Annotated in this window: 21 protein-coding genes and 2 pseudogenes; 11 read left to right on the top strand and 12 right to left on the bottom strand. The window is 70.3% G+C overall.

Annotated elements, in window-relative coordinates; all coding sequences use genetic code 11:
• Nucleotides 1-63 precede the first annotated feature (63 nt).
• Complete coding sequence (locus J7E87_RS06665; RefSeq protein ID WP_215090901.1) at nucleotides 64-1296, bottom strand: SAV2148 family HEPN domain-containing protein; 1233 nt, start codon at nucleotides 1294-1296, stop codon at nucleotides 64-66.
• 298 nt (nucleotides 1297-1594) lie between these two features.
• Here J7E87_RS06665 and glgX point away from each other — a divergent pair, with 298 nt between their 5' ends.
• A complete protein-coding gene (gene glgX, locus J7E87_RS06660) occupies nucleotides 1595-3715 on the top strand; it encodes a glycogen debranching protein GlgX (RefSeq protein ID WP_215090899.1) in 2121 nt (706 codons plus the stop codon).
• A gap of 325 nt (nucleotides 3716-4040) precedes the next feature.
• Nucleotides 4041-6401: a malto-oligosyltrehalose synthase gene (gene treY / locus J7E87_RS06655; RefSeq protein ID WP_215090897.1), complete on the top strand. Its 2361-nt coding sequence runs from the start codon at nucleotides 4041-4043 to the stop codon at nucleotides 6399-6401.
• A gap of 107 nt (nucleotides 6402-6508) precedes the next feature.
• Here treY and J7E87_RS06650 read toward each other — a convergent pair whose 3' ends face one another.
• A complete protein-coding gene (locus tag J7E87_RS06650) occupies nucleotides 6509-7057 on the bottom strand; it encodes a DUF1707 and FHA domain-containing protein (RefSeq protein ID WP_215090895.1) in 549 nt (182 codons plus the stop codon).
• 307 nt (nucleotides 7058-7364) lie between these two features.
• Between J7E87_RS06650 and J7E87_RS06645 the strand changes: the two genes are divergently transcribed.
• Complete coding sequence (locus J7E87_RS06645; RefSeq protein ID WP_215090893.1) at nucleotides 7365-8261, top strand: GNAT family N-acetyltransferase; 897 nt, start codon at nucleotides 7365-7367, stop codon at nucleotides 8259-8261.
• A gap of 54 nt (nucleotides 8262-8315) precedes the next feature.
• Here the strand turns inward: J7E87_RS06645 and J7E87_RS06640 are convergent, their stop codons facing one another.
• Nucleotides 8316-9677 carry a GH1 family beta-glucosidase gene (locus tag J7E87_RS06640; protein ID WP_215090891.1) on the bottom strand — a complete coding sequence of 454 codons (1362 nt, stop codon included), beginning with the start codon at nucleotides 9675-9677 and terminating at the stop codon, nucleotides 8316-8318.
• Nucleotides 9678-9767: 90 nt separating this feature from the next.
• Here J7E87_RS06640 and treZ point away from each other — a divergent pair, with 90 nt between their 5' ends.
• Both treZ and J7E87_RS06630 read left to right on the top strand, forming a co-directional pair.
• Complete coding sequence (gene treZ, locus J7E87_RS06635; protein WP_215090889.1) at nucleotides 9768-11513, top strand: malto-oligosyltrehalose trehalohydrolase; 1746 nt, start codon at nucleotides 9768-9770, stop codon at nucleotides 11511-11513.
• Nucleotides 11514-11556: 43 nt separating this feature from the next.
• Nucleotides 11557-12561, top strand: coding sequence for an aldo/keto reductase (locus J7E87_RS06630; RefSeq protein WP_215090887.1), 1005 nt, complete (start codon nucleotides 11557-11559; stop codon nucleotides 12559-12561).
• Nucleotides 12562-12592: 31 nt separating this feature from the next.
• On the opposite strand, the gene J7E87_RS06625 is transcribed toward J7E87_RS06630, so the two are convergent.
• From J7E87_RS06625 to J7E87_RS06615, 3 genes are all read right to left on the bottom strand, one after another.
• A complete protein-coding gene (locus J7E87_RS06625) occupies nucleotides 12593-13714 on the bottom strand; it encodes an aminopeptidase P family protein (RefSeq protein WP_215090886.1) in 1122 nt (373 codons plus the stop codon).
• A 37-nt stretch (nucleotides 13715-13751) separates the two neighbouring features.
• Nucleotides 13752-14705, bottom strand: a complete 954-nt coding sequence (locus tag J7E87_RS06620; protein ID WP_215090883.1) for a hypothetical protein — start codon at nucleotides 14703-14705, stop codon at nucleotides 13752-13754.
• 100 nt (nucleotides 14706-14805) lie between these two features.
• On the bottom strand, nucleotides 14806-15447 hold the full coding sequence (locus tag J7E87_RS06615; protein ID WP_374195149.1) for a nucleoside/nucleotide kinase family protein: 642 nt from the start codon (nucleotides 15445-15447) through the stop codon (nucleotides 14806-14808).
• Between the two features lie 56 nt (nucleotides 15448-15503).
• Between J7E87_RS06615 and J7E87_RS06610 the strand changes: the two genes are divergently transcribed.
• Entirely contained in the window at nucleotides 15504-15890 is a 387-nt protein-coding gene (locus J7E87_RS06610; RefSeq protein WP_215090880.1) for a VOC family protein, read from the top strand.
• 167 nt (nucleotides 15891-16057) lie between these two features.
• Here J7E87_RS06610 and J7E87_RS36390 read toward each other — a convergent pair.
• The 5 genes and pseudogenes from J7E87_RS36390 to J7E87_RS06590 all read right to left on the bottom strand — a co-directional run.
• Nucleotides 16058-16189 (bottom strand): annotated as a pseudogene (locus J7E87_RS36390) (transcriptional regulator); the annotation flags it as partial.
• 115 nt (nucleotides 16190-16304) lie between these two features.
• Entirely contained in the window at nucleotides 16305-16712 is a 408-nt protein-coding gene (gene msrB / locus J7E87_RS06605) for a peptide-methionine (R)-S-oxide reductase MsrB (protein ID WP_215090878.1), read from the bottom strand.
• Between the two features lie 13 nt (nucleotides 16713-16725).
• Entirely contained in the window at nucleotides 16726-18135 is a 1410-nt protein-coding gene (gene murC / locus J7E87_RS06600; RefSeq protein ID WP_215090876.1) for a UDP-N-acetylmuramate--L-alanine ligase, read from the bottom strand.
• A 93-nt stretch (nucleotides 18136-18228) separates the two neighbouring features.
• Nucleotides 18229-18699, bottom strand: coding sequence for an indole-3-glycerol phosphate synthase (locus tag J7E87_RS06595; RefSeq protein ID WP_215090874.1), 471 nt, complete (start codon nucleotides 18697-18699; stop codon nucleotides 18229-18231).
• Between the two features lie 118 nt (nucleotides 18700-18817).
• The gene (locus tag J7E87_RS06590; RefSeq protein ID WP_215090872.1) at nucleotides 18818-19654 is read right to left on the bottom strand and encodes a pyrimidine reductase family protein; all 837 of its coding nucleotides are present in this window, start codon (nucleotides 19652-19654) and stop codon (nucleotides 18818-18820) included.
• On the opposite strand from J7E87_RS06590, the gene zapE reads away from it, so the two are divergent.
• From zapE to J7E87_RS06570, 4 genes and pseudogenes are all read left to right on the top strand, one after another.
• The gene (zapE, locus tag J7E87_RS06585) at nucleotides 19653-20762 is read left to right on the top strand and encodes a cell division protein ZapE (RefSeq protein WP_251017019.1); all 1110 of its coding nucleotides are present in this window, start codon (nucleotides 19653-19655) and stop codon (nucleotides 20760-20762) included. The genes J7E87_RS06590 and zapE overlap by 2 nt on opposite strands.
• 42 nt (nucleotides 20763-20804) lie before the next feature.
• The gene (locus J7E87_RS06580; RefSeq protein WP_215090868.1) at nucleotides 20805-21230 is read left to right on the top strand and encodes an OsmC family protein; all 426 of its coding nucleotides are present in this window, start codon (nucleotides 20805-20807) and stop codon (nucleotides 21228-21230) included.
• Nucleotides 21231-21470: 240 nt separating this feature from the next.
• Nucleotides 21471-21617 (top strand): annotated as a pseudogene (locus J7E87_RS06575) (alkaline phosphatase PhoX); the annotation flags it as partial.
• Nucleotides 21618-21701: 84 nt separating this feature from the next.
• Complete coding sequence (locus J7E87_RS06570) at nucleotides 21702-23105, top strand: nucleobase:cation symporter-2 family protein (protein WP_215090866.1); 1404 nt, start codon at nucleotides 21702-21704, stop codon at nucleotides 23103-23105.
• A gap of 94 nt (nucleotides 23106-23199) precedes the next feature.
• Here the strand turns inward: J7E87_RS06570 and J7E87_RS06565 are convergent, their stop codons facing one another.
• A complete protein-coding gene (locus tag J7E87_RS06565; protein ID WP_215090864.1) occupies nucleotides 23200-23613 on the bottom strand; it encodes an organic hydroperoxide resistance protein in 414 nt (137 codons plus the stop codon).
• A gap of 109 nt (nucleotides 23614-23722) precedes the next feature.
• On the opposite strand from J7E87_RS06565, the gene J7E87_RS06560 reads away from it, so the two are divergent.
• On the top strand, nucleotides 23723-24220 hold the full coding sequence (locus J7E87_RS06560; RefSeq protein WP_215090862.1) for a MarR family winged helix-turn-helix transcriptional regulator: 498 nt from the start codon (nucleotides 23723-23725) through the stop codon (nucleotides 24218-24220).
• Nucleotides 24221-24259: the final 39 nt, after the last annotated feature.

Below are 24259 nucleotides of genomic sequence, written 5' to 3'. Positions count from 1 at the left end.
TGTGGTGCGTTCCCCCAAGTGATGACCACCTTCGCACGCACCACTGACAACACGGGCGGAGCGTCAGGAGACGGGCCGGGAGTCCGTCCAGACCGACTCGAACTCCTCGCGGTACGTCTCGAAGAGACCGTGCTCGCTGTCCTGTCCCGCCCGGACCACAGCCCGGCCCCCGCCGCGCAGCACCAGGACGGGCGCCTCCATGCCGCGTGCGCGCCGCAGATAGGGCTGGACGACCCCGACCGCGTCGGGCCCGTCACCGTCCACCAGGTACGCCGTGAAGCGGGGGGTCTCGTCGAAGACCTGGATCTCGAAGGCTCCCGGGTCGCGCAGACGGGAGCGTACGCGGCGCATATGGAGGATGTTCATCTCCACCGTGCGGCTCAACTCTCCCTTCTTGAGGCCCAGTTCGCGCTCCCGGCGCTTGACCGCACTGCTCGCCGGATTCAGGAAGACAAGACGGACCCGGCAGCCCGATTCGGCCAGCCGCACCAGCCGGCGTCCGGAGAAGTTCTGGACCAGGAGGTTCAGGCCTATGCCGATCGCGTCGAGCCGGCGCGCGCCGCCGAAGAGGTCTTCGGCCGGGAGCTGGCGTTGCAGCCGGACCCGGTCGGTGTGGATGGAGACCACGTCGGCGTAGCGGTCGCCCACCAGTTCCTCGACCGCGTCGACCGGCAGGCGGTCGGCGGAAGGGACACCCGCGCCGCTGTCGAGTATCTCCAGCAGACGGGCGGAGGCACGCTCGGCCTGGGCGAGGACCGCCTCGTTCAGTGCCCGGTTGCGCGAGACGACGTTGCGCGCGACCTCCAGCTCGTCCAGCGCCAGCTCGACCTCGCGCCGGTCGTCGAAGTACGGCTCGAAGCAGGGCCAGTGCTGGACCATCAGTTCGCGGAGCTGAGGAAGAGTGAGGAAGGACAGGACATTGTCGTCCGCCGGATCGAGGAGATAACCCTTGCGGCGGGAGACCTCCCGCACCGCGACCGCGCGCTGCACCCACTCCTGCCCCGCCGGCCCCGCCGCGGCCACCACCCACTCGTCGCCGTGCACGGGTTCGTAGATGGGCCGCAGCACTGCGGCCACCACGGCCCGCAGCCGCTGCTCCACCAGGTTCAGCCAGATGTAGGCCCGCCCGGCACGCTGTGCGCGCGTACGCACTTCGCTCCAGGCGTCCGCGCCCCAGTCCAGTTCCGCCCCGATCTCCATCGGTCTTGCGAGGGAGACCGCACCGGGCGGGACGTCGGTGGAGTCCCCCTCGTGACCTGCGTCACCGGGGGGTAGCTCCAGCCCTCCCGAGCTCACCCGCGCACCGCCTTCCCAACCCCTTCAACGATCAAGGAAGACTACTCCGCCTGCGGGACACGGTGCAGCCGGATCGGCAGTGTACTTTCCCAACTCCCTTGTCAGATCCGGGCGTTCTGCCAGGCGGGATCTGCCGTAGTGAGCGGATTCATAGCGGTTGCGTACAGGGGCGACATAAGGAACCCGATGTTGACCGCGTCGTCCACCATCGTCTGGGCCCTTCACCGGGGATACTTTCGGGGAGGATCTGGGCCAAGTGCCCCCCAGCACCCGGAGCAGAAGTGGAAGAGTCATATCTATGCAGGTCTGGCCGGGACAGGCGTATCCCCTCGGTGCCACGTACGACGGCGCCGGCACCAACTTCGCGGTGTACTCCGAAGCCGCCCGACGCATTGAGCTGTGCCTTTTGCACGACGACGGCTCGGAGACCGCGGTGGAGCTCCGCGAGACCGACGCCTTCGTACGGCACGCGTATCTCCCGGGTGTGATGCCGGGTCAGCGGTACGGATTCAGGGTCCACGGTCCGTACACGCCCGAGCATGGGCAGCGCTGCAACTCCGCGAAGCTGCTCCTCGATCCGTACGCGCGTGCGATCAGCGGCAGCATCGACTGGGGCGAGAGCGTGTACGGCTACCACTTCGGCAAGCCGGACTCCCGCAACGACCTCGACTCGGCGCCGCACACGATGACATCGGTCGTGGTCAACCCGTACTTCGACTGGGGCGACGACCGGCCGCCGCGTACCGACTACCACCGGACGGTGATCTACGAGGCCCATGTGAAGGGGCTCACGATGCTGCATCCGGAGCTGCCTCAGGAGCTGCGCGGTACGTACGCCGGGCTCGCGCATCCCGCGGTGATCTCGCATCTGACGGAACTGGGCGTCACGACGCTCGAACTGATGCCGGTTCACCAGTTCGTCAACGACCACCGGCTGGTGGACTCGAAGCTGAACAACTACTGGGGCTACAACACCATCGGGTTCTTCGCGCCGCACAACGCCTACGCCTCCTGGGGCGACCGGGGCGAGCAGGTGCTGGAGTTCAAACAGGCGGTGCGGGCGCTGCACCAGGCGGGCATCGAGGTCATCCTCGACGTCGTCTACAACCACACGGCGGAGGGCAATCACCTCGGCCCCACCCTCTCCTTCCGGGGCCTGGACAACGCCTCGTACTACCGGCTGTCCGACGATCCGCGCTACTACACCGACACCACGGGGACCGGGAATTCGCTGCTGATGCGCAGCCCCCACGTGCTGCAGCTGATCATGGACTCGCTGCGCTACTGGGTGACCGAGATGCATGTCGACGGCTTCCGCTTCGACCTCGCGGCGACGCTGGCCCGGCAGTTCCACGAGGTGGACCGGCTGTCGTCGTTCTTCGACCTGGTGCAGCAGGACCCGGTGGTCAGTCAGGTGAAGCTGATCGCCGAGCCGTGGGACGTCGGCGAGGGCGGCTATCAGGTGGGGAACTTCCCGCCGCTGTGGACCGAGTGGAACGGCATGTACCGGGACTGCGTACGGGACCTGTGGCGGGGCGAGCCGAGGACACTGGCGGAGTTCGCCTCACGGCTGACCGGCTCGTCCGATCTCTACCAGGACGACGGTCGACGGCCGCTGGCCTCCATCAACTTCACCACCTGCCACGACGGGTTCACCCTGCACGATCTGGTCTCGTACAACGACAAGCACAACGAGGCCAACGACGAGGGCAACCGCGACGGCGAGTCTCACAACCGGTCGTGGAACTGCGGGACCGAGGGCGAGACGGACGACCCCGGGGTACTCGATCTGCGCGAGCGGCAGATGCGCAACTTCATCGCGACCCTGATGCTCTCGCAGGGTGTGCCGATGCTCAGCCACGGCGACGAGTTCGCGCGTACGCAGGGCGGCAACAACAACGCCTACTGCCAGGACAGCGAGGTTTCCTGGGTGCGCTGGCCGGAGCCCGGCACGGACCAGGACGGCACCCTGCTGGCCTTCACCCGGGCGATGGTGTGGCTACGGCGGGACCATCCGGTGTTCCGGCGGCGCAGGTTCTTCCACGGACGGCCGGTGGAGGGGACGCACGACGAGCTGTCCGACATCGCGTGGTTCACGCCCGAGGGCGAGGAGATGGTCCAGCGGGACTGGCAGGCGGCGCACGCCAAGGCGCTTTCGGTGTTCCTGAACGGCAACGCGATCTCGGAGCCGGGGCCGCGGGGAGAGCGGATCGCCGACGACTCGTTCCTGCTGATGTTCAACGCGAGCGCCGAGGATCTGGACTTCGCGGTGCCGGTGAACCACGGGATGCAGTGGCAGGTGGTCGTGGACACGGCACGTAAGGAGGGGGTCCCGCCGGGCCAGGGCCCGAAGGTTGCGGCCGGGGAACGGGTGCGGCTGGTCGGACGGAGCCTGACGGTACTGCGGCGGCCCGCTTAGCCGCCGGCGCGGCACGGGCCGGCTGAACTGGACGTCGAGTGCCGCCGGAGACCGCCACGATGCCCGTCGGGAAGGCCATGGATAGGGCCGGTCGGGTGGTCGGCGCGGAGCCGGCTGCCGAACCGGCACACCGCGGCGGGCAGCAGACCGGCCCGGGAAGTTGACCGGCCGGGAAGAAGACGGCGGGAAGCACCGGGCCGGTGGGAGCCGGGACCCCGCGGTAGGTGTGGACCGGGCGGGGCATCGGGCGCATGTAGCCCGATCGGCCGATATCGGTGCACGGGCCGATGACACAGAAGGGCTCAAGGTGGGTACGTACGTTCGCATGACGCCCACCGCCACATACCGGCTGCAGATCCAGCCGGACTTCCCGTTCTCGGCCGCCGCGGAAGCCGTGCCGTACCTCGCCGGGCTCGGTGTCTCGCATCTGCATCTGTCGCCAGTGCTCGAGGCGGTCCCCGGTTCGACTCACGGCTACGACGTCGTCGACCCGGCGCGGGTGCGAGAGGAACTCGGCGGCGAGACGGGCCTGCGGGACCTGTCCCGTACGGCGCGCGAGCACGGCCTCGGACTCGTCCTGGACATCGTCCCGAACCATATGGCGGCGATGCCACGCCACAACCGGGCCCTGTGGGAGGTGCTGCGCGAGGGCCCCCTGTCGCCGTACGCCCGCTGGTTCGACATCGACTGGGAGGCGGGCGGCGGGAAGGTACTTCTGCCGGTGCTCGCGGGCCGGATCGGGGACGAGCTGGGCGCGATGCGGGTCGAGGGGGACGTACTGCATTACGGCGAGCAGAGCTTCCCGCTTCGTGAGTCCACCGCGAAGCTGCCGCTGCCCGAACTGCTGGACGCGCAGTGGTACCGGCTGGGCTGGTGGCGGCTTGCCCGCACCGAGCTCAACTACCGGCGGTTCTTCACCATTTCGGAGCTGATCGGGGTACGGGTGGAGGACCCGGAGGTCTTCGACGCCACCCACGGCAAGATCATCGAACTGGTGCGGGACGGCATCGTGGACGGCCTGCGCATCGACCACCCGGACGGGCTCGCCGACCCCGAGGCGTATCTGCGGCGGCTCCACGAGGCGACGGGTGGGGCGTGCTGGACGGTTGTCGAGAAGATCCTCACCGGGGACGAACGGCTGCCGGCCGGCTGGCCGGTGGCGGGTACGACGGGGTACGACGCGCTGCGGCACATCGACGGGCTTTTCACCGATCCGGCCGGCGCGGCCGAACTCGCGGTGCAGTACCGGGAGTTCACCGGCCTGGAGGGTGACCGTGGCGGCTACTGGGAGGCGACGGCGCGCCGCGCCGCCTACAAGGTGGTCACAAATGAACTGGCCGCCGAGACCGCGACGCTGACCCACCTCGCGGACCGGATCTGCGCGGCGGACCCGGCGCTGCGCGACCATGCCCCATGGGCGCTGCGGGCGGCGGTCCGGGAGCTGCTGGTGCGGGTGCCGGTCTACCGCCCGTACCGCGTCGGCGGCGAGGAGGCGCTGCCGGTGGAAGCGGCGGCCGCGGCGAAGGGGGCTTTCGCGGTGGCCGAGGAGGCCTCGGCCGTCGACATCGTGCGCGACCTGGCGCTCGGGCGGCTAGGCGAGGGACCTGACCATGCCGCGTTCCGGACGCGCTTCGCCCAGACGTCGTCCGCGCTGCGCGCCAAGTCCGTTGAGGACACGGCGTTCTACCGCTACGCGCCGCTGATCTCGGCGAACGAGGTGGGCGGGGACCCGGGTCGGCCGGCCGTGGATCCGGAGGGCTTCCATGCGTACTGCGCGCGGCTCGCGCGCGACTGGCCTGCCACCGGCACCGTGCTGAGCACGCACGACACCAAGCGCAGCGCGGACGTACGGGCCAGGATCGCGGTGCTGTCCGAGTGCCCCGACCGCTGGGCCGACTTCCTGCGCCGCATCACGCAGGAGGCGGGGCGTCTGGAGGGCGGCCGCGCGCCCGACCCGCACCTGGCGTGGGTGGCCTGGCAGACCGCTGTCGGGTTCGGCATGCCGTACCACGAAAGGCTGGAGACGGCGCTGCTGAAGGCGGCACGGGAGGCGGGGCTGCACACCAGCTGGACAGAGCCGGACCCGGTGTACGAGCAGGCGGTCAGGGCCTTCGTGGACGCGGGGCCGGCGGGTGCGCCGCTGTACTCGGTGGCGCTCTTCGACCGCGAGCTTGATCCGTATGTACGCGCCAACGCCCTGGGCGCGACGCTGGTGCAGCTGACGATGCCGGGCGTGCCGGACCTGTACCAGGGCACGGAGCGCCAGTACTTGGCCCTGGTGGACCCGGACAACCGGGGGCCGTTCCACCACCACGGCCCGTCGGACGAGAAGACGGCGGTCACGCGGGCGGCGCTGCGGGTGCGCCGTGACCGTCCGGAGGTCTTCGGCGAGTCGGGGACGTACACACCGCTGACCACGAGCGGCCCCGCGGCCGGCCACTGCGTGGGGTTCTGCCGCACGGACGAGGTGGTCACGGCCGTCACCCGGCTGTCGCTGCGACTGACGGAGGCGGGTGGCTGGGCGGGTACGGAGCTCACGCTGCCGGAGGGCCGGTGGACGGATCTCCTCGCCCCGGAACGGGAGTTCGGGGGCGGGCCGGTGCCGGTGGCCGATCTGTTCGCGGACCGCCCGGTGGCGCTGCTGAGCCGCACGACCGCACGAGAGGGGTCGGCGGGCAGCGAGTGAGGGGCGCGTCTCGGTAAGACCGGCACCCACGTGTGGCCCGCGCAGCGGATCTCCGTGAAGACCGTCCGAGGTCTCGCTTGTGGTGCTCCGCGCGGCCTTCGGGGAGGTCAGCGCGCGGTGAGGCGGAAACTCATCCGGCCGAAGCCCACCATGTCCCCGTCGTGCACGACGACCGAGCCGGTGACCCGACGCCCGTTCACAGTCGTGCCGTTGGTCGAGCCGAGGTCGCGCAGGATCCACAGGCTGCCCTGCCTGCTCAGTTCGGCGTGCAGTCGCGAGACCGTGTCATGGCTCAGCCGCAGTCCGTTGGCCGGGTCACGGCCTATCCGCAGAGGGTACGGGCCGGGTTCGGGCAGCAGCAGCGGCGGTAGCTTCTCGGCCTGCCACGCCCTGCGCATCCGTACGGAGAACGCGGACACCCGGCCCACCGCGGCGTAGAGCCGCCGCGACCAGCGGGGCTCGGTGCCGAGGTCGGCGGTGAGCGCCCGGAGTTCGTCGGGCCGGCGGGCGACCAGGGCGAGTTCCATGCGCCGCATGAAGGTGTCGTGCGACAACTTGCCCTGGGCCGCGCCCTCTCTGAGCACACCGAGGACACGGTCGCGCTCGGCATCCGAGAGCCGAGCGGGATACGTGTGGAACTCGTAGGAGGACGTCACATACGAGATTGTCGGGCCGAAGACGCGGGGTGTCCAGATGAAGCGGCCTTCCCGAACAGTGTCGGGACATTGCTGACCTGCGCGGAAGCTTTAATTCCGTCGAGCGGCCGGCACTGTCCGGTCGCAGCCGGGAAAAGCGCTGGACGGCTCCCCACCCAGCCCTCTAGCGTGATCGCGACGCCACACCGACGGAAGGAGGCGAGAGCAGTGCAGACCACACGACTCCCGCGCTCCCGCCCGGTCCTCCGCGCGTTCACTGTCTGACCGGGAGCGATTGCCGCACTCCTTCTTCCCGGAGGCTTCTCCCATGACCGAACTGGTCATCCGCGCGCTCACCGAGAGCGACGCACATCTTTTCGACACCCTGCCCGACCCGCTCGGCGTGGGCCGCGCGCTGGCCCGTGCCACGCATCGCCCCGACTGGAAGCGGGTCGCGCTGCGCGACGGCAAGACCGTCGCGCGGGCCGCCTGGTGGGGCGGCCCCGAGGACGAATCCCCCGTCAACGTCAACTGGTTCGACGTCGCCGAAGGCGAGGAGGAGGCGGGCGCCGAGCTGCTGCGCACCTCCCCGTTCCAGGTCGAGTACGAACTGATCCTGCCCGCCGGCTGGCGCGACGACCCGGCCACCCTGGAAGCCGGAGAGGCCAGGATCCGGGCCGCGACGGCGGCCGGAATGAACGTCCTGGTGGAGCGGTACCAGTACCGCTGGACGCCGGAGTGCGGGCTGCCCGAGCGGCCCGGGCGGCTGGAGTTCCGGCCCGAGCCCGACGACGCCGTGATCCTCGACGTGCTGCGCCGCGTCCACTCCGTCACGCTCGACACACACGCGCTGCGCGCCATCGACGAGGGCGGACTGGACCGGGCCGCGCAGGAGGAGCTGGACTTCTTCCACTGGTGCCCGTCGCCGCGCGAGTGGTGGCAGCTGGCGTACACGCCGGAGGGCGAGCTGACCGGCATCCACGTCCCTGCGCACAATCCGTCAGGCCCGTGCGTCGGCTTCATCGGCGTCGTGCCGGAGCAGCGCGGCAACGGCTATGCGTACGACCTGCTCACGGAGTGCACGCACCTCCTGGCCCAGCGGGGCGCGGAGTTCATCGCGGGCGCCACCGATCAGGGCAACTTCCCGATGGCCGCGAACTTCGCCAGGGCCGGGCATCCCGTCATCCAGGAGCGGATCCACTTCCTTCCCGGTTCGCGGCATTGAGCGAGCTCGGGGGTGTCCGTAACCTCCGGACACCCCCGAGCCGATGGCGTGAGTTCACCTCTGAGGCGCTGATCGCTGGGCGGCGATGGCGTCCCGGTACCAGGCGTACGACGCCTTCGGCGTGCGCTCCAGCGTCTCGTAGTCGACGTGGACGAGGCCGAAGCGCTGGGACGCGCCCTCAACCCACTCGATGTTGTCGGTGAGCGACCAGGTGAAGTAGCCACGTACGTCGACTCCCGCGTCGATCGCCGCGTGCAGCGAGCGCAGATGGGCGTCGAGGAAGGCGATACGACGAGGGTCGTCGAGACCGTCGTACGAGCAGCCGTTCTCGGTGATGTACAGCGGCGGCAGGCCGTCGCCGAACCGGTCATTCAGCCGCACGAGCAGCTCGCGCAGCCCGTCGGGGACGACCGGCCAGCCGAAGTCGGTGCGCTCTTCGCTCTCGATGTCCCGCAGCCCGAAGGGGAGTTCGGCGGGCATGCCGACGCCCGCGAAGTCCCCGAGGGCGTCGCTCGACGGCGCGCCGACGAGCATTGGGTGGTAGTAGTTCACTCCGTACCAGTCCAGCGGTGCGGAGATCACGGCGAGATCGTCGGCGACCGGTCCGGGCATCAGGGCGGCGAAGTTCTCGTCCGGGTAGCGGCCGGTCAGGATCGGGTCGGCGAACATCCAGTTGGTGATCGTGTCGTACAACTCCGCGGCGAACCGGTCCTCCTCGCTCGTCCCCGCGGTCCGCACCGGTGAGTGGGAGACGGCGATGCCGATGTTCGCCGCGCCCGCCGCGCGCAGTGCCTGGACGGCGAGGCCATGGGCGAGCAGCTGGTGGTGGGCGGCGGGCAGCGCGTCGAAGAGGAGCTGTTTGCCGGGCGCGTGCTCGCCGAGGGCGTAGCCGAGCAGGGTGACCTCGGCCGGCTCGTTGATGGTGATCCACATTGGTACGCGGTCGGCGAGCCGTTCGGCGACAACGGACGCGTACTCGGCGAACCGGGCCGCCGTGTCGCGATTGAGCCAGCCGCCCGCCTCCTCCAGCGGTAGCGGAGTGTCCCAGTGGTAGAGGGTGGGCGCGGGCGTGATGCCGTGGGCGCACAGCGCGTCGACGAGCCGGTCGTAGAAGCCGAGCCCGGCGGCGTTGACCCGGCCGCTGCCGGCGGGGACGACGCGCGGCCAGCTGACCGAGAAGCGGAAGGCGTCCGCGCCGAGCCCGGCGAGCAGGGCGACGTCCTCGCGGTAGCGGGCGTGGAAGCCGGTGCCGCGTGAGGCGTCGGCGCCGTCCTTGATCCGGCCGCGGGCGGCGAAGGCGTCCCAACCGGAGGGGCCCTTGCCGTCGGTGTCGGCGCCCCCCTCGGTCTGGAAGGCGGAGGCGGACGCGCCCCAGAGGAAGCCGGGCGGGAACGCGGGCAGCGGCGGCATCGACATGGTTGGTGACCTTAATAGCCTCAACGTCACTGACTCTAGACCCCGATCTTGCCAGGATGGAGGCCGGCAGAGTCGACGAGGGGACCCCCAGTGCTGTTCGAGGTGTGGGCGCCGCAGGCCGAGGAACGGGTAACGCTGTGGCTGGAGGGCGAGGAGCGCCCGATGGCGCGTGCCGATGGGCGGGCGGGCTGGTGGCACGCGGAGGCCGACGCGGGCGGCGGCGCACGGTACGGCTTCGCGCTGGACGGCGGGCCCGTGCTGCCCGATCCGCGCTCGCGGCGCCAGCCGGACGGACCGGACGGGCTGAGCGCGGTGGTCGACCACGGTGCGTACGAGTGGCGGCACGCATGGCCGGGGCGTGGGCTCGGCGGCGCGGTGCTGTACGAGCTGCACGTCGGCACATACACCCCCGAGGGCACCCTGGACGCGGCGGCCGAACGGCTGGGCGAGCTTGCCGAGTTGGGGATCACGCATATCGAGCTGATGCCGGTGTGCCCCTTCCCGGGGGTGCACGGCTGGGGCTACGAGGGCGTGTCGCTGTGGGCCGTGCACGAGCCGTACGGGGGGCCCGAGGCGCTCAAGCGCTTTGTCGACACGGCACACGGGCACGGCCTCGGGGTGGTTTTGGACGTGGTCCACAACCATCTCGGCCCGTCCGGGAATTATCTGCCCGCCTTCGGCCCATACTTCACCGCCACCCACCACACACCGTGGGGTTCGGCCGTCAACCTCGACGCCCCGGGATCCGACGAGGTCCGTGCGTATCTGCTGGGCAGCGCGCTGGCCTGGCTGCTCGATCACCGTCTGGACGGCCTGCGTCTGGACGCGGTGCACGCCCTCGCCGACACCCGGGCGCTGACCTTCCTCGAGGAGCTGTCGACCGCCGTCGACGCGGTCTCCGCCGAGACGGGGCGGCCGCTGTTCCTGATCGCCGAGTCGGATCTGTGCGACCCGCGGACGACGCGGCCGCGGGCGGCGGGCGGCCTCGGTCTGCACGCGCAGTGGAACGACGACTTCCACCACGCCCTGCACACTGTGCTGACCGGCGAGTCCCAGGGCTACTACGCCGACTTCGCCGCCGCTCCCCTCGCGGCCCTCGCCAAGACCCTCACCCGCGTCTTCTTCCACGACGGCACGTATTCGGCCTTCCGCGGCCGTACGCACGGCCGTCCGGTCGATGTGACGAGCACCCCCGCACACCGCTTCCTCGGCTATGCGCAGACCCATGACCAGATCGGCAACCGGGCGCTGGGCGACCGGCTTTCGGCCGCCCTCTCCCCGGGGCTGCTGGCGTGCGCGGCCGCGCTGGTGCTGACCGGACCCTTCACACCGATGCTGTTCATGGGCGAGGAGTGGGGCGCCCGCACGCCCTGGCAGTTCTTCACCGACCACCCCGATCCGGAGCTCGCCGAGGCCGTACGCAGCGGCAGGCGACGGGAGTTCGCGGCGCACGGCTGGGCGGCCGAACAGATCCCCGACCCGCAGGATCCGGGTACCAGGGAGCACTCCTGTGTGGACCGGGCCGAACGGGAGCGGGAGCCGCACGCCCGGCTGCTGGCCTGGCACCGCGAACTGATCGCGCTGCGCCGTACGCAGCCCGATCTGGCCGACCCCGATCTGGCCGCGGTGAAAGTGGCGTACGACGAACAGGCGCGCTGGCTGGCCTTCCGGCGCGGCGATCTGCGGGTCGCGGTCAACCTCGCGAAGGATCCGGCCGCGATCCCGCTGGGCGGGCGCGGCCGGGTGCTGGCCGCCTGGGAGCCGGTCGAGGCGCCGGGCGCGGACGGCCTTTTGCACCTGCCACCTGAGTCCTGCGTCGTGCTGGCAGACGACTGAAAACCTTGCCTTCGAGCACACTCGAGCTCCTACTGTCGCTGCTATGAAGCAACGGAATCTGGGCAGGACAGGTCTGCGCGTCAGCGAACTGTGTCTCGGCACGATGAGCTTCGCCGACGACGCGGGCGGACATCGCGTCCTCGACGCCTTCACCGAGGCGGGCGGCACCTTCATCGACACCGCCGACATGTACGGGCGCGGCGGCTCGGAGGAGATCCTGGGCCGCTGGCTCAAGGGGCGCAGGCGCGACGACCTGGTCGTCGCGACCAAGGTGTGGGGGCGAATGGGCGACGCCCCCAACGACGGCGGGCTGAGCCGCAAGCACATCGTGGCGGCGGTGGAGGCGAGCCTGCGGCGGCTCGGCACCGACTACATCGACCTCTACCAGACGCATGTGTGGGATCCGACGACGCCGATCGAGGAGACCCTCGCCACGCTCGACACCTTGGTGAAGGCCGGCAAGGTCCGCTATGTGGGCGCCAGCAATGTGTCCGCCTCACAGTTGCAGCGCTCTCTGGATACGGCCCGGCACCGTGGGTGGGAGCCCTATGTGTGTCTTCAGCCGCTCTACAACCTGCTGCGCCGGGAGCTGGAGTGGGAGTTGGCGCCGCTGTGCGAGGCCGAGGGCATCGGCGTCATCGCGTGGAGCCCGCTGTCGGGCGGCTGGCTGACCGGCAAGTACCGGCGCGGTATGGGGTCCGTGCCGGCCGACTCCCGGGAGGCCCGATTCCAGGAGCAGTCGGGGAACGAGGGCTGGCGCGAGCGGGACACCGAGGAAACGTGGCGCGTGCTGGACGCGCTCCACGAGGTCGCCGACGAGGCGGGCCGTACGCCGTCGCAGGTCGCGCTGCGCTGGCTGGCACAGCGGCCGGCGGTGACCGCGCCCATCATCGGGCCGCGCACGGCCGAGCAGCTGACGGACAATCTGGGCGCGGTCGGCTGGGAGCTGACGGCGGACCAGACCGCGAAGCTGGACGCGGCGAGCGCGCGCCCGCTGCCGTATCCCTACGACATGCTGGCGCGCCACAGCCATCACGACCCGCGCTGAGCACTGTCGGCTGACGGGCGGTCAGGCCCTGCTACCCAACGATCGCCATCTCGCGCGAGGTGGTGTTCAGGCGGCGGCCGCCGTCCTCGGTGACCGTGACGATGTCCTCGATGCGGACGCCGAAGCGCCCGGGGAGATAGATCCCCGGCTCGACGGAGAAGCACATCCCGGGCACCAGCGGCCGTCCCTCGCCCTCGATCATGTACGGCGGTTCATGCGTGGTGACGCCGATGCCGTGGCCGGTGCGGTGGATGAACAGGTCTCCGTACCCGGCCTCCTCGATGATCTCGCGGGCGGCGCGGTCGATCTCCTGGCAGGCCACGCCCGGCTTCACCGCCTCGACCCCGGCCCGCTGCGCCTCCTGTACGACGTCGTGGACGTGCCGTTCGGCGGGGCCCGGCTCGCCGACATGGACGGTGCGGGAGGTGTCGGAGCCGTAGCCGTGCTTGAGGCCGCCGAAGTCGAGGACGACCATGTCGCCGTGCTCGATGGTGCGGTCACCGGCCTCGTGGTGCGGATTGGCGCCGTTCGGCCCCGAGCCGACGACGGTGAAGTCGACCTGGGAGTGGCCGAAGTGCTTGAGCAGCGCGGCGAGATCAGCCGCGACGTCCGTCTCCTTGCGCCCCGAGAAGCGGACCTTGAGGATCTCCTCGTACGTCGCGTCGGCGGCCGCGCCGGCCTCGGCAAGCCGCTCCAGCTCGGTCGCGTCCTTGACCGCCCGCAGCATCGGCAGCGCTTCGGTGAGCGATGCGTACGAGGTCCCCGGGAGCGCTTTCTGCAGGCCGAGCAGATGCATCGCCCAGGCGTTGTCGCTGATGCCGAAGCGGCCGTCCGCATCGAGCAGCGGCGCGGTGACGCCGTACGGGTCCTTGCCGTCGGTCCAGTCCCGCAGGGTCAGGGCGGCCGCGCCCGGGGCCCGCTCGGCGTCCGGTGCCTCCAGGGTGGGGACGACGAGGACGGGGTCCCGGCCCGCGGCGAGGACGAGGAGGGTCAGCCGTTCGGTGACCGCGGGCCGGTAGCCGGTGAGGTACGTGAGGTCGGGGCCGGGCGCGACCAGCACACCGGCGAGCCCCGCCTCGGCTGCGGAGTCGGCGGCGCGGACCATCCGGGCCTGGTAGTCGTCGGCGGTGAAGGGCGCGGGCGTCGTGGGCATGGGGCCATCCTGCCCGCAGCCCGTGCGGCGCGCGAGCTCATTCCTGGCCCTTGGCCACCAGCCGCTCGAGGAGTTCCTGGAACTCGTCGCCGATCACGATGCGCAGGCCGTCGCCGTCCTCGTCGTGGTCGCTGAGCTGGGTGAGCGTGCCCTGGCGCCACCAGTAGACGTACGGGCTGATGGCGCCGGGGGTGTCGACGTAGCTGGAGGCCGCGAAGGAGGCCATGCCGTCGAGGGCGGAGATCATCCCGGCGTCGTGGATGGCGTGGAAGGCGAGCTGGTGCCGGAAGGGCATGGCCACCAGCGCGCCGTCGTCGGTGAGCTGTTCCCCGGTGACCTGCCGTACGACGCTGTCCAGCGCCAGGACCCGGCTGGCGGTGTAGAAGGAGTCGCCGAGGACCACTTCGAAGCGCATGCCCTCGGCGTCCTTGACGGTCTCGTGTCCCTCGACGGGCAGTCCCCTGAGGTTGTAGAGCGCCTGGTCGCGCAGGTACTGGAGGTCGCCGAGGGGTTCCAGTGCCTCGTCGGTGAGCATCATGACGCTCTCCGGGAGGTCGAGCGCGATGATCTCGTACAGGTCGGGGGCGAGGGGGCGTGCGTAGCCGAAGTTCTCCGGGTTGAAGCCGTCGCGGCCGACGACGCGGGGGTAGAGCTGGGCGCGGATCTGTTCGGTCGGCAGGGTGTCGAGCGCGGAGGGGGCGTCCATGGTGCGCAGCACCATGCCGACGTGCTGGCGGACGAGTTCGGGCCAGGCCCGCGGCCCGCGGTCGTCGTTGTGGCAGACGGCGGCGAGGTTGGCGAGGCCGAACTGGCGGCCCGCGCTGTCGGTCACCACGTCGGCGTAGACGGTCACCTCCAGGCCCGATTCGGCGAAGGCTTCCCGCACCTGGGCGCGGAAGCGTGTGCCCTCGTCGGCCGAGAAGAAGGAGAACTCGGGGTCCCGGGGTGCATCGCGTCCGTCACGCTTCGGCCCTCGCCGGAACAACCCCACGTCAACCGCCTTCGCTCGTTCGCCAGCGTGCCAGGGATTCGAGCGTACCGACCCCGTCCGGCTCATTCGCCACGGGCTGGGGCGTGCGGGGCCCCGGGGGCTACGGGGACTGCGTGACGACGAAGTCGGCGCGGTTGCGGCCGCGGGCGACCAGCCGGGCGTTGGGCTCGTCGGAGTCGTGGACCCAGCGCTCGGCGTACTGCCGTTGCTTGCCGAACCGCACATGCCGGTCGACAAGGCGGCGTACGCGCACGGCGTCGTCGATCTCCAGGTACCAGACCTCGTCGAGGAGGGGACGGACCTGCGCCCAGGGGCCTTCGTCGTGGAGGAGGTAGTTCCCTTCGGTGACGATGAGCGGCACGTCGGGGGCGACCGGGATGCTGCCGGCGACCGGCTCCTCCAGGACGCGGTCGAAGGCGGGGGCGTAGACCGTGCCGTCCGGGGCGGGGGCGCGCAGCCGGGCGAGCAGCGCGGCGTATCCGGCGGCGTCGAAGGTGTCGGGGGCGCCCTTGCGGCCGGCCCGGCCGAGGCGTTCGAGCTCGGCCTTGGCGAGGTGGAAGCCGTCCATGGGTACGAGGACGGCGAGTCCGTCGAGGGCGTCGACGAGATGGGCGGCGAGGGTCGACTTACCGGCGCCCGGGGCTCCCGCGATGCCGAGGACGAGGCGACGTCCGGGGACGGCGAGGGCGCGGGCGCGGTACAGGACGTGCGGTGGGTACGAAGGGGGTGGCGGCGCATGCATGGTCCGCATTGTTCCATCGTGTTGAACGATCTTCGTCATACGTATAACTTGAGCGCATGTACATCGCCCTGGTCACCCTTGTCGTCCGTGACTACGACGAGGCCATCGCCTTCTACACCGGCGCGCTCGGCTTCGAGCTGGTCGAGGACACCGACCGCGGGGACGGCAGTCGCTGGGTGGTGGTCCGCCCGCGCGGGTCGGGCGACGCCACCGCCCTGCTGCTGGCCCGCGCCAAGGACGAGCGCCAGCGCGCCAGTGTGGGCGCGCAGACGGGCGGCCGGGTCGGCTTCTTCCTGCACACCGAGGACTTCGCGGCCGACCACGCGAGGATGACGGCGGCGGGCGTGCGCTTCCTGGAGGAGCCGCGGCACGAGTGCTACGGCTCGGTCGCGGTCTTCGAGGATCTCTACGGCAACCGCTGGGACCTGCTGCAGCCCAGGTAACTCCGGCCGCATGACGGACATGCCCTGCACCGGCGGCAGCGCCTCGCCGAACTCGCGGCGTTCGCCTTCAACTTCGACCTGGAACGGCCGCCCACGGCGAGGACGTCCGGCTCGCCTCGGGCGCCGCACGGGAGGCGGAGACTCCTCTGCCGCGCCACCTGGAGGGCTCAGGCAACCGTGTTATTCGTGTCCCCGAAGTCGGCCACGACCCGAAGCCTGCCACCCAGCGCCTCCACGTACGACCGCAGGGTCGCGACTTCGGTGCGGTCCGCGTCGCCATGCTCGATCGCCGATACTGGCCGCGAAGTTAATGCAAGCATTAACCCGCAGGACCGGAATCACTGATGTGTCCCCGCAAGAGGTACCTGCCCCGTCGTTCGGGAGCCGCGCCCGCTCAGCCCTCGTCGGCCGCCGTCAGCCCTCGTCAGCCGTCAGCCGCAGCGAGATGCTGTTGATGCAGTACCGCTGGTCGGTCGGGGTCGGATACCCCTCCCCCTCGAACACATGCCCAAGGTGCGATCCGCACCGCGCGCACCGCACCTCCGTGCGCGCCATCCCGTGCGAGCGGTCCTCGATCAGCTCGACCGCGTCCGTGTCCTTCGGGTCGTAGAAGCTCGGCCAGCCGCAGTGCGACTCGAACTTCGTGTCCGAGCGGAAGAGCTCGGCGCCGCACGCCCGGCAGGAGTACACGCCCTCCGTCTTGGTGTCCGTGTACTCACCGACGAAGGCGGGCTCCGTGCCGGCCTTCCGCAGTACCTGGTACTCCGCGGGGGACAGCTCCGCGCGCCACTGCTCGTCCGGCTTGTCAACGTCGTACGACATGAGAACGGCTCCCTCAGTTCGACAGGCGGGCCGGGTCGAGCTTCTTCAGGATGTCCGGACCGAGGTCCGTGACGTCGCCCGCGCCCATGGTGAGAACCAGATCACCGGGCCTCGCCATTCCCGCGACCACGTCGGGCACGGTCGCCTTGTCCTGGACGGCCGTCACTTCCGCGCCCGCCGCGCGCGCCGCGTCGATGATCAGGGCGCTGGTGATGCCCGGGATCGGGTCTTCGCGGGCCGGGTAGATGTCGAGGACCACGGACGCGTCGGCCAGCGCGAGGGCCTGGCCCATCTCCGTGCCGAGTTCCTGGGTGCGGGAGAACAGGTGCGGCTGGAAGACGACCAGCAGCCGGGCGTCCGTCGCCGCGCCGCGCATCGCTTCGAGGTCGGCGGTCATCTCCGTCGGGTGGTGGGCGTACGAGTCGATGACCTGGACGCCCGCGGCCTCGCCCTTGAGCTGGAGGCGGCGCTTGACGCCGGTGTACTTGCCGATCGCCGATGCGAGGTTGTGCGCCGGGATGCCGAGGGCGACGCCGGCGGCGAGTGCGGCCACGGCGTTGTTCGCGTAGTGACGGCCGGGGACCGAGACCATGAAGGTGAGGAACTTGCCGTTCAGCAAGACCGTGACCTCGCTGGTGAGGCCGCGCGGGGTGACCTTGTGGACGCGGACGTCCGCGGACGATGCCTCGCCGTAGGTGACGACCTTCAGCGTGGACAGGTCGCGGATACGGGAGGTGAGCTCGACGGCGCCGGGCTGGTCGGCGGAGACCACCAGCGTGCCGCCCGGGACGACCTTGCCGACGAACGTCTCGAAGGAGTCATAGATCTCGTCCATCGAGGCGTAGTTGGCGTGGTGGTCGAGCTCCACATTGAGGACGATCGCGACCTCGGGGTCGTACTTCTGGAAGCTGCGGTCGCTCTCGTCGGCCTCCGCCACGAAGATGTCGCCCTCGCCGTGGCGGGCGTTCGTCCCCGGTCCGTCGAGGTCGCCGCCGATGGCGTACGCGGGGTCGAGGCCCAGCTCGGTCAGGGCCACGGCCAGCATCGACGTGGTGGTGGTTTTGCCGTGCGTGCCGGCGACGGCGATCGAGCGCAGGCCCGTCATCAGCGAGGCCAGCGCGTCGGAACGGTGCACGACCGGGATGGACAGCTCGGCGGCGCGCGCCAGCTCGGGGTTGTCGGCGCGGATGGCACTGGAGACGACCACGCAGGTCGCGTCGTCCGCGAGGTGCGAGGCCGCATGCCCGATGTGGACGGTGGCGCCCAGCGCCCGCAGGGCCTCGGCCGTCGCCGACTCCTTGGCGTCGCTGCCCGCCACCTTCGCGCCGCGCTGGGCGAGGATCTTCGCGATGCCCGACATTCCGGCTCCGCCGATGCCGATGAAGTGCGGGCGTTCCATGGCGCTAGGGACGGCGGGTGCCATGCGTGTGTCTCCCCAAGATGTACGAGCTGGATCAGCGTGCGAGATCAGCGAGCGAGGTGTGCTCGCGATATGCGATATGTGCGAGGGTCCACCCTATTCGCTGTGCGCGAATAGCTTGAGCACCGGTACGCCGACCTTGTGGCGGGCCCTGGAGGCCCAGTCGCGGTGGAAGAACTCCTCCACATAGTGCGGCGCGGTCAGCACGATCACTTCGTCGGCGCTCGACTCGTCGACGGCCGCCTTCAGCCTGTCCAGCGGATGGTCCTCGACGACCTGGCCCACGGCCTCGCAGCCGGCGGCCCGCAGCGCGGCGAGCGAGTGGTCCAGGGCGCGCTCGGCGAGGGGCTTGGCATCCTGGCCCTCCGGCTCCTCGCCCTCGCGGACGGCTTCCTTCAGTTCGCCGATAGCCACGTCGTCGATGGCCCGCAGCAGCACGTCGGCCTGGTCGCCGCGGGGCTGCATCAGTACAAAGAACGAGACAGCCTCGTCACCGTGCAGGGTGGTGACGAATTCCACGTCTTCGGACGTCAGGGGCTTCTCGATCATCAATACGCTTGTGAACACTTCCGGGCCCTTCTGCGGAAACCATCCTTCCCCGTGCCCGCACGGGGTTTTGCGAGACTAAGTGCGCCCAGCCGGATCACCGGCCGACGCGAACCGGAACGACGACTTCCGCCAATTGTCAGATGTGACGGTAGCGGGTGAACAGGAACCCCGCCTCCTCCAGTACAGAGGCGAGGGCGAACCTCTCCGGAACGGCCAGCGCCGGTCCACCCGCGATCCGCTGCGCGTCCCCCGCCGTCATCGTCGGCGACAGGGTCAGGCACAGCTCGTCGAGTACCCCGGCCGCCACGAATTGACCCAGCAACCTCGGCCCTCCCTCTGTGAGCAACCGCACCAGACCGCGCTCGGCCAGTGCTCGTACCGCCCTGACGGGCTCCACCCCGGGCCCGTCCCCGGCGATCACCACCTCGGCGCCCGCCTTCTCCGCCGCGCGGATACGGTCCGGGGGCGCGGCGGCCCCGGTCAGCACCATCGTCGGGACCAACGGCTCGGCGAACAGCGGGAGCGAGTAGTCGAGGTCGAGCGAGGCGCTGACCACGGCGATCGCGGGCGCGGGGCTCTGACCGGCAGCGGCCCGCCGCTCGGCGAAGGCCTCCCGGGCGCGGGCCGGGCGGTAGCCCTCCAGGCGTACCGTTTCCGCGCCCACCACCACCGCATCGGCGAGCCCCCGCAGCGTGCCGAAGATCCGCATGTCGGTGTCGGACGAGATGGCCTGCGAGCGGCCCTCGTGCTGGGCGGCACCGTCCAGCGAGGAGACCATGTTCGCCCGCAGCCAGGCCCGGCCCGTGGCACGGACGCCTCCTCCGGAACCCGTCCCGCCTCCGGGCCCGCTCCCGGTCTCGGTTCCGGCTACGGTCCCGTCGGCCGGATAGGCATAGGCCTCGGCCAGCTCGTCCAGGGACCACTCCCGGTCCACGGCGGCTGTCTGGTCGGTCACAGGGAGCAGACGTCGCATGCCGTGCAGTCTGGCACGACCCTTACAGTTGGGAACTGTGTCGACCAGTGCCATAACCGAAGCGGCCCCGCTGTCCCTGTGCGCCCGCGAGCCGCATGTCCCCGCCGACCGGCTGGTCGCGGAGATGGTGCCGCCGCCGCGCTTCGACTCGGTGCGCTTCGATACGTATGTCCCCGACCCGAACCAGCCCAGCCAGAGCGAGGCGGTCACGGTCCTCGCCTCGTTCGCGGCGGGCCTCGGCGGGGCGCACGCGAGCGGCTCGGGCCGGCGCAGGTGGTTCGCCAGGAAGCCCGCGGCGCCCACCGGACCGCGCGGCGTCTACCTCGACGGCGGCTACGGCGTCGGCAAGACGCATCTGCTCGCCTCCCTGTGGCACGCCACCCCGGCGGAACCGTCACTGAAGGCCTTCGGCACCTTCGTGGAGCTGACGAACCTCGTCGGCGCGCTCGGCTTCCAGCAGACCGTGCGGACCCTGAGCGGGCACCGGCTGCTGTGCATCGACGAGTTCGAGCTGGACGACCCGGGCGACACCGTTCTCGTTTCGACGCTGCTCGGCAAGCTGGTCGACGCGGGCGTGGCGCTGGCGGCCACCTCGAACACACTGCCCGGCAAGCTCGGCGAGGGCCGGTTCGCCGCCGCCGACTTCCTCCGCGAGATCCAGGGCCTCTCCGCGCACTTCCGCCCGCTGCGCATCGACGGCGAGGACTACCGCCACCGCGGACTGCCAAAGGCCCCTCCCCCGTACTCCGAGGAACAGGTCGCCAAGACCGCGTACGCGACCAACGGCGCGTCCCTGGACGACTTCCCGCGTCTGCTGGAGCACCTCGCGAAGGTGCATCCGAGCCGGTACGGGGCGCTCGCCGACGGTCTGCGCGCCGTCTGCCTCACGGATGTGCAGCCCATCGCGGACCAGTCGACGGCGCTGCGGCTGGTCGTGCTCGCCGACCGGCTGTACGACCGTGAGGTTCCGGTGCTCGCTTCGGGAATGCCTTTCGACCGACTGTTCAGCGAAGAGATGCTGAACGGCGGCTACCGCAAGAAGTACTTCCGGGCGATCTCGCGTCTCACCGCGCTGGCTCGGGACGCGAAGGGCTTGGTGGACCAGTAGGTTCGGGTGCGTAACTCACCTTTCGTAGAGGGGATTCGCATCATGGCCACCAAGCGTCAGGCGCACACGGTCTGGGAGGGCAACCTCACCGAGGGCACGGGCACCGTGACCTTCGACTCCTCAGGCATCGGCGACTATGCGGTCTCCTGGCCGTCGCGTGCCGAGCAGGCAAACGGCAAGACCAGTCCCGAGGAACTGATCGCAGCCGCCCATTCCAGCTGCTTCTCCATGGCTCTCTCGCACGGACTCGCCCAGGCCGGCACCCCGCCGACCCGGCTGAACACCCAGGCGGAGGTGACCTTCCAGCCCGGCACCGGCATCACCGGTATCCACCTCACGGTGGAGGGTGAGGTGGAGGGTCTCGACGAGGCCGGCTTCGTCAAGGCTGCCGAGGACGCGAAGGCGAACTGCCCGGTCAGCCAGGCGCTGACGGGTACGACGATCACGCTGAGCGCTTCGCTCGCCTGACTCGACGTTCCTTTGAGCGACGGATAGAGGCGCCGTGGCCCGCACGGTTCACGTGTGAGCAATACGCGTGGTGCACACGTGCGGGTCACATCTCCTGTCCTCCTCCTTGGCCTTCGGCATGAAGGGTGCCCCGTCAAGGGAGTTGCCTCGTATCCGCGACACACCGTCAGATCCCGGGGCTACGCCGGTGCGTTGAGCGCCGGGATCGCCTTCGCAGGCACGTGCTGAGAACTCATCCACGCGCGTGGGCGGCAGAACATCGGCAGGCCAAAGGCTCCGGAGTGGTGCGAGTTCGCGCGAGTTACTTTCTCGCCGGACGGGGAGACCATGTACGTCAATTGCTATACGTCCGGCAAGACGTTCGCGGTGAGTGAACCCTGGCGCTGATACACGCGCGTAACGCGATCGCCGTGCTCAGCAAAAGATCACCTGCGTCAATGCCGGGCAGTCCCCGCACCGGAAGGTCTGCCCATGGATGCCGCAGTGTCCCGCCACCCCGTCGACCGCCGGCCGCCGGCCGCCCGGCTGGCCGCGCTGGGTATCCAGCATGTGCTGATCATGTACACCGGCTGTGTCACCGTGCCGCTGGTCTTCGGCGCGGCGGCCGGTCTGGACTCCTCGGCCATCGCCCTGCTCATCAACGCGGATCTGCTCGTCGCGGGTCTGGTCACGCTGGTCCAGAGCCTGGGCATCGGCAAGATACTCGGCATCAGGCTCCCCATCGTCACCGGCGCGACGTTCGCCGGGGTGACCCCGATGATCCTGATCGAGCAGGAGTACGGCATGCAGGCCGTGTACGGCTCCATGCTCGCGGCCGGCTTCTTCGGACTGCTGATCGCCGTGCCGTTCGCGCGGCTGGTGCGGTTCTTCCCGCCACTGGTGAGCGGGACGGTGATCACGGTCATCGGGCTCTCCCTGATCGGCGTCGCCGCCGGGCTGATCACCGGCAATGACCCGAAGGCCGCCGACTACGCATCGGGTTCCCGACTCGCCCTGGCGGGCGGGGTGCTGGCATTCATCGTGATCTTCGCCAGGTTCGCCCGCGGCTATCTGGGGCAGATAGGAGTCCTGCTCGCGCTGGTCTTCGGCACGCTGGCGGCCGTACCGATGGATCTGACCGACTTCTCCGGAGTCTCGGGCGCGAACTGGCTGGGGCTGGCAGCGCCGTTCCACTTCGGTGCCCCGCAGTTTCCGCCGACCGCCGTCGTCGCGATGTGCGTGGTGATGCTGGTGATCTTCACCGAGTCGACGGCGTCGATGCTCGCGGTGGGCGAGGCGGCCGGACGGCCGGTCAGCGACAAGGACTTGGCGCGGGGCCTGGCCGCCGACGGTCTCTCCGGTGTCCTCGGCGGGGCGATGAACTCCTTCATGGACACCGTCTTCAGCCAGAACGTCGGGCTGATCGGCATGACGAAGGTCGTAAGCCGGTACGTCACCGCGGTGGCGGGCGGCATTCTGATCGCGCTCGGCCTGGTGCCCAAGCTGGGCGAGGTGGTCGCCGCGCTGCCGGGGCCCGTCGTCGGCGCCGCGGGGCTCGTGCTGTTCGCCACGGTCACGATGGTCGGCATCAATACGCTGCGCCGCGTCGACCTCGGCGACGGCCACAACATGACCATCGCGTCGGTCTCACTGGGCGTTGGCCTGCTGCCGGAGGTCGCCGACGGCATCTACGACGGTTTCCCGTCCTGGGCGCAGATCATCACCGGCAGCGGCATCACCAGCGCCGCGGTGACCGCGTTCGCGCTGAATCTCCTCTTCCACCACACCACGCTCCCGGGCGCGGCCGATCCGTCGCACGATCGAGTCGGCGGACCGGACCGGGAAGACGCGCGCGGTGGCGGGGAAGGAAGCAAGGAAGCGGCGACTTCGACATGACGGAACGCGCAAGCGGCTGCCCGCAGGCCCGGCCTTGACCGACCTGCGGGCAGCCGCCCGGATTCGCCCGCGGGCCCGCCCCCGGGCCGCGTGACTACTCGATGACGAGCTCGACCGGCAGGTTGCCGCGAGTCGCCTTGGAGTAGGGGCAGAAGGCGTGGGTCTTCTCCAGGAGGTCGCGGCCCGCCTCGCCCTGGAGGTGATCGGGCAGCTCCGCGCGCATGACGACGGAGAGTGCGAAGCCGCCGTCGGTGTCCTTGCCGATGCTGACCTCGGCCGTCACCGAGACGTCCTTGACGTCGATCTTCTCCATACGGCCGATGACACCCATGGCGCTCGCGAAACAGGCGGCGTAACCGGCGGCGAAGAGCTGCTCGGGGTTGGTCCCCTCGCCGTTGCCGCCAAGGGCCTTGGGGTGGGCCAACGGCAGATCGACCTGGCCGTCGGAGCTGACGGCGCGGCCCTCGCGGCCGTTGGCGGTGGCGACAGCGGTGTAGATCGCGTCCATGAGTTGCATCCCTCTTCGTCTGTGGGGAACCGTTGAGCACGATAGTGGCACGCAATTTAGTTGTGCGCAACTAAATGGCGTACGAACGACGATCGGGTATGCTGACTCCATGGAGAAGACGACGTTGACGACCGTGCCGGACGAGGACTTCCTGCGCCTCGACAACCAGATCTGCTTCTCGCTGCACGCCGCGTCCCGCGCCTTCAACGGCGTCTACCGGACCGCGCTGAAGGATCTGAACCTCACCTACCCGCAGTACCTGGTGATGCTGGTGCTCTGGGAGCACGGCGAGCTGCCGGTGAAGCGGATCGGCGAGTATCTGAGGCTGGACTCGGGCACCCTGTCACCGCTGCTCAAGCGCCTTGAGGCGGCGGGTTACGTGGAGCGCAGGCGCAGCCCGGAGGACGAGCGCTCGGTCACCGTCCGCCCCACGGCCGAGGGCGCCGCGCTCCGCGAGCAGGCGCTCGATGTACCGCGCCGGATCGCGGCGGCCACCGGGATGCCCCTGGAGCGCATCCGCCGACTGCGCGACGATCTCAACGCGCTGACCGCGAGGCTGGACACCGCGGACCCGGACGCGGCCGACTGCGCGGCCGCCGACGGCTGAGGTCCCGGTCACTGATGGCCGGGCAGGGCTGTGGCCCCG

The organism is Streptomyces sp. ISL-1 (genome assembly GCF_018614585.1).
GTDB classification, from domain to species: Bacteria; Actinomycetota; Actinomycetes; order Streptomycetales; family Streptomycetaceae; genus Streptomyces; species Streptomyces maoxianensis.
Note: the sequence above shows the minus strand (reverse complement) of the source record. Positions and strands in the feature narration are given on the sequence as shown.

Excerpts from the sequence above, each read along its gene's own strand:
- J7E87_RS06645 (WP_215090893.1), top strand. The coding sequence starts at position 7,365 with ATGACCGAACTGGTCATCCGCGCGCTCACCGAGAGCGACGCACATCTT.
- glgX (WP_215090899.1), top strand. The coding sequence starts at position 1,595 with ATGCAGGTCTGGCCGGGACAGGCGTATCCCCTCGGTGCCACGTACGAC.
- treY (WP_215090897.1), top strand. The coding sequence starts at position 4,041 with ATGACGCCCACCGCCACATACCGGCTGCAGATCCAGCCGGACTTCCCG.
- msrB (WP_215090878.1), bottom strand. The coding sequence starts at position 16,712 with ATGTCGTACGACGTTGACAAGCCGGACGAGCAGTGGCGCGCGGAGCTG.
- murC (WP_215090876.1), bottom strand. The coding sequence starts at position 18,135 with ATGGCACCCGCCGTCCCTAGCGCCATGGAACGCCCGCACTTCATCGGC.
- zapE (WP_251017019.1), top strand. The coding sequence starts at position 19,653 with ATGCCGTGCAGTCTGGCACGACCCTTACAGTTGGGAACTGTGTCGACC.
- J7E87_RS06565 (WP_215090864.1), bottom strand. The coding sequence starts at position 23,613 with ATGGACGCGATCTACACCGCTGTCGCCACCGCCAACGGCCGCGAGGGC.
- J7E87_RS06640 (WP_215090891.1), bottom strand. The coding sequence starts at position 9,677 with ATGTCGATGCCGCCGCTGCCCGCGTTCCCGCCCGGCTTCCTCTGGGGC.
- J7E87_RS06580 (WP_215090868.1), top strand. The coding sequence starts at position 20,805 with ATGGCCACCAAGCGTCAGGCGCACACGGTCTGGGAGGGCAACCTCACC.
- J7E87_RS06590 (WP_215090872.1), bottom strand. The coding sequence starts at position 19,654 with ATGCGACGTCTGCTCCCTGTGACCGACCAGACAGCCGCCGTGGACCGG.
- J7E87_RS06560 (WP_215090862.1), top strand. The coding sequence starts at position 23,723 with ATGGAGAAGACGACGTTGACGACCGTGCCGGACGAGGACTTCCTGCGC.
- J7E87_RS06625 (WP_215090886.1), bottom strand. The coding sequence starts at position 13,714 with ATGCCCACGACGCCCGCGCCCTTCACCGCCGACGACTACCAGGCCCGG.
- J7E87_RS06570 (WP_215090866.1), top strand. The coding sequence starts at position 21,702 with ATGGATGCCGCAGTGTCCCGCCACCCCGTCGACCGCCGGCCGCCGGCC.
- J7E87_RS06615 (WP_374195149.1), bottom strand. The coding sequence starts at position 15,447 with ATGCATGCGCCGCCACCCCCTTCGTACCCACCGCACGTCCTGTACCGC.
- J7E87_RS06630 (WP_215090887.1), top strand. The coding sequence starts at position 11,557 with ATGAAGCAACGGAATCTGGGCAGGACAGGTCTGCGCGTCAGCGAACTG.
- J7E87_RS06610 (WP_215090880.1), top strand. The coding sequence starts at position 15,504 with ATGTACATCGCCCTGGTCACCCTTGTCGTCCGTGACTACGACGAGGCC.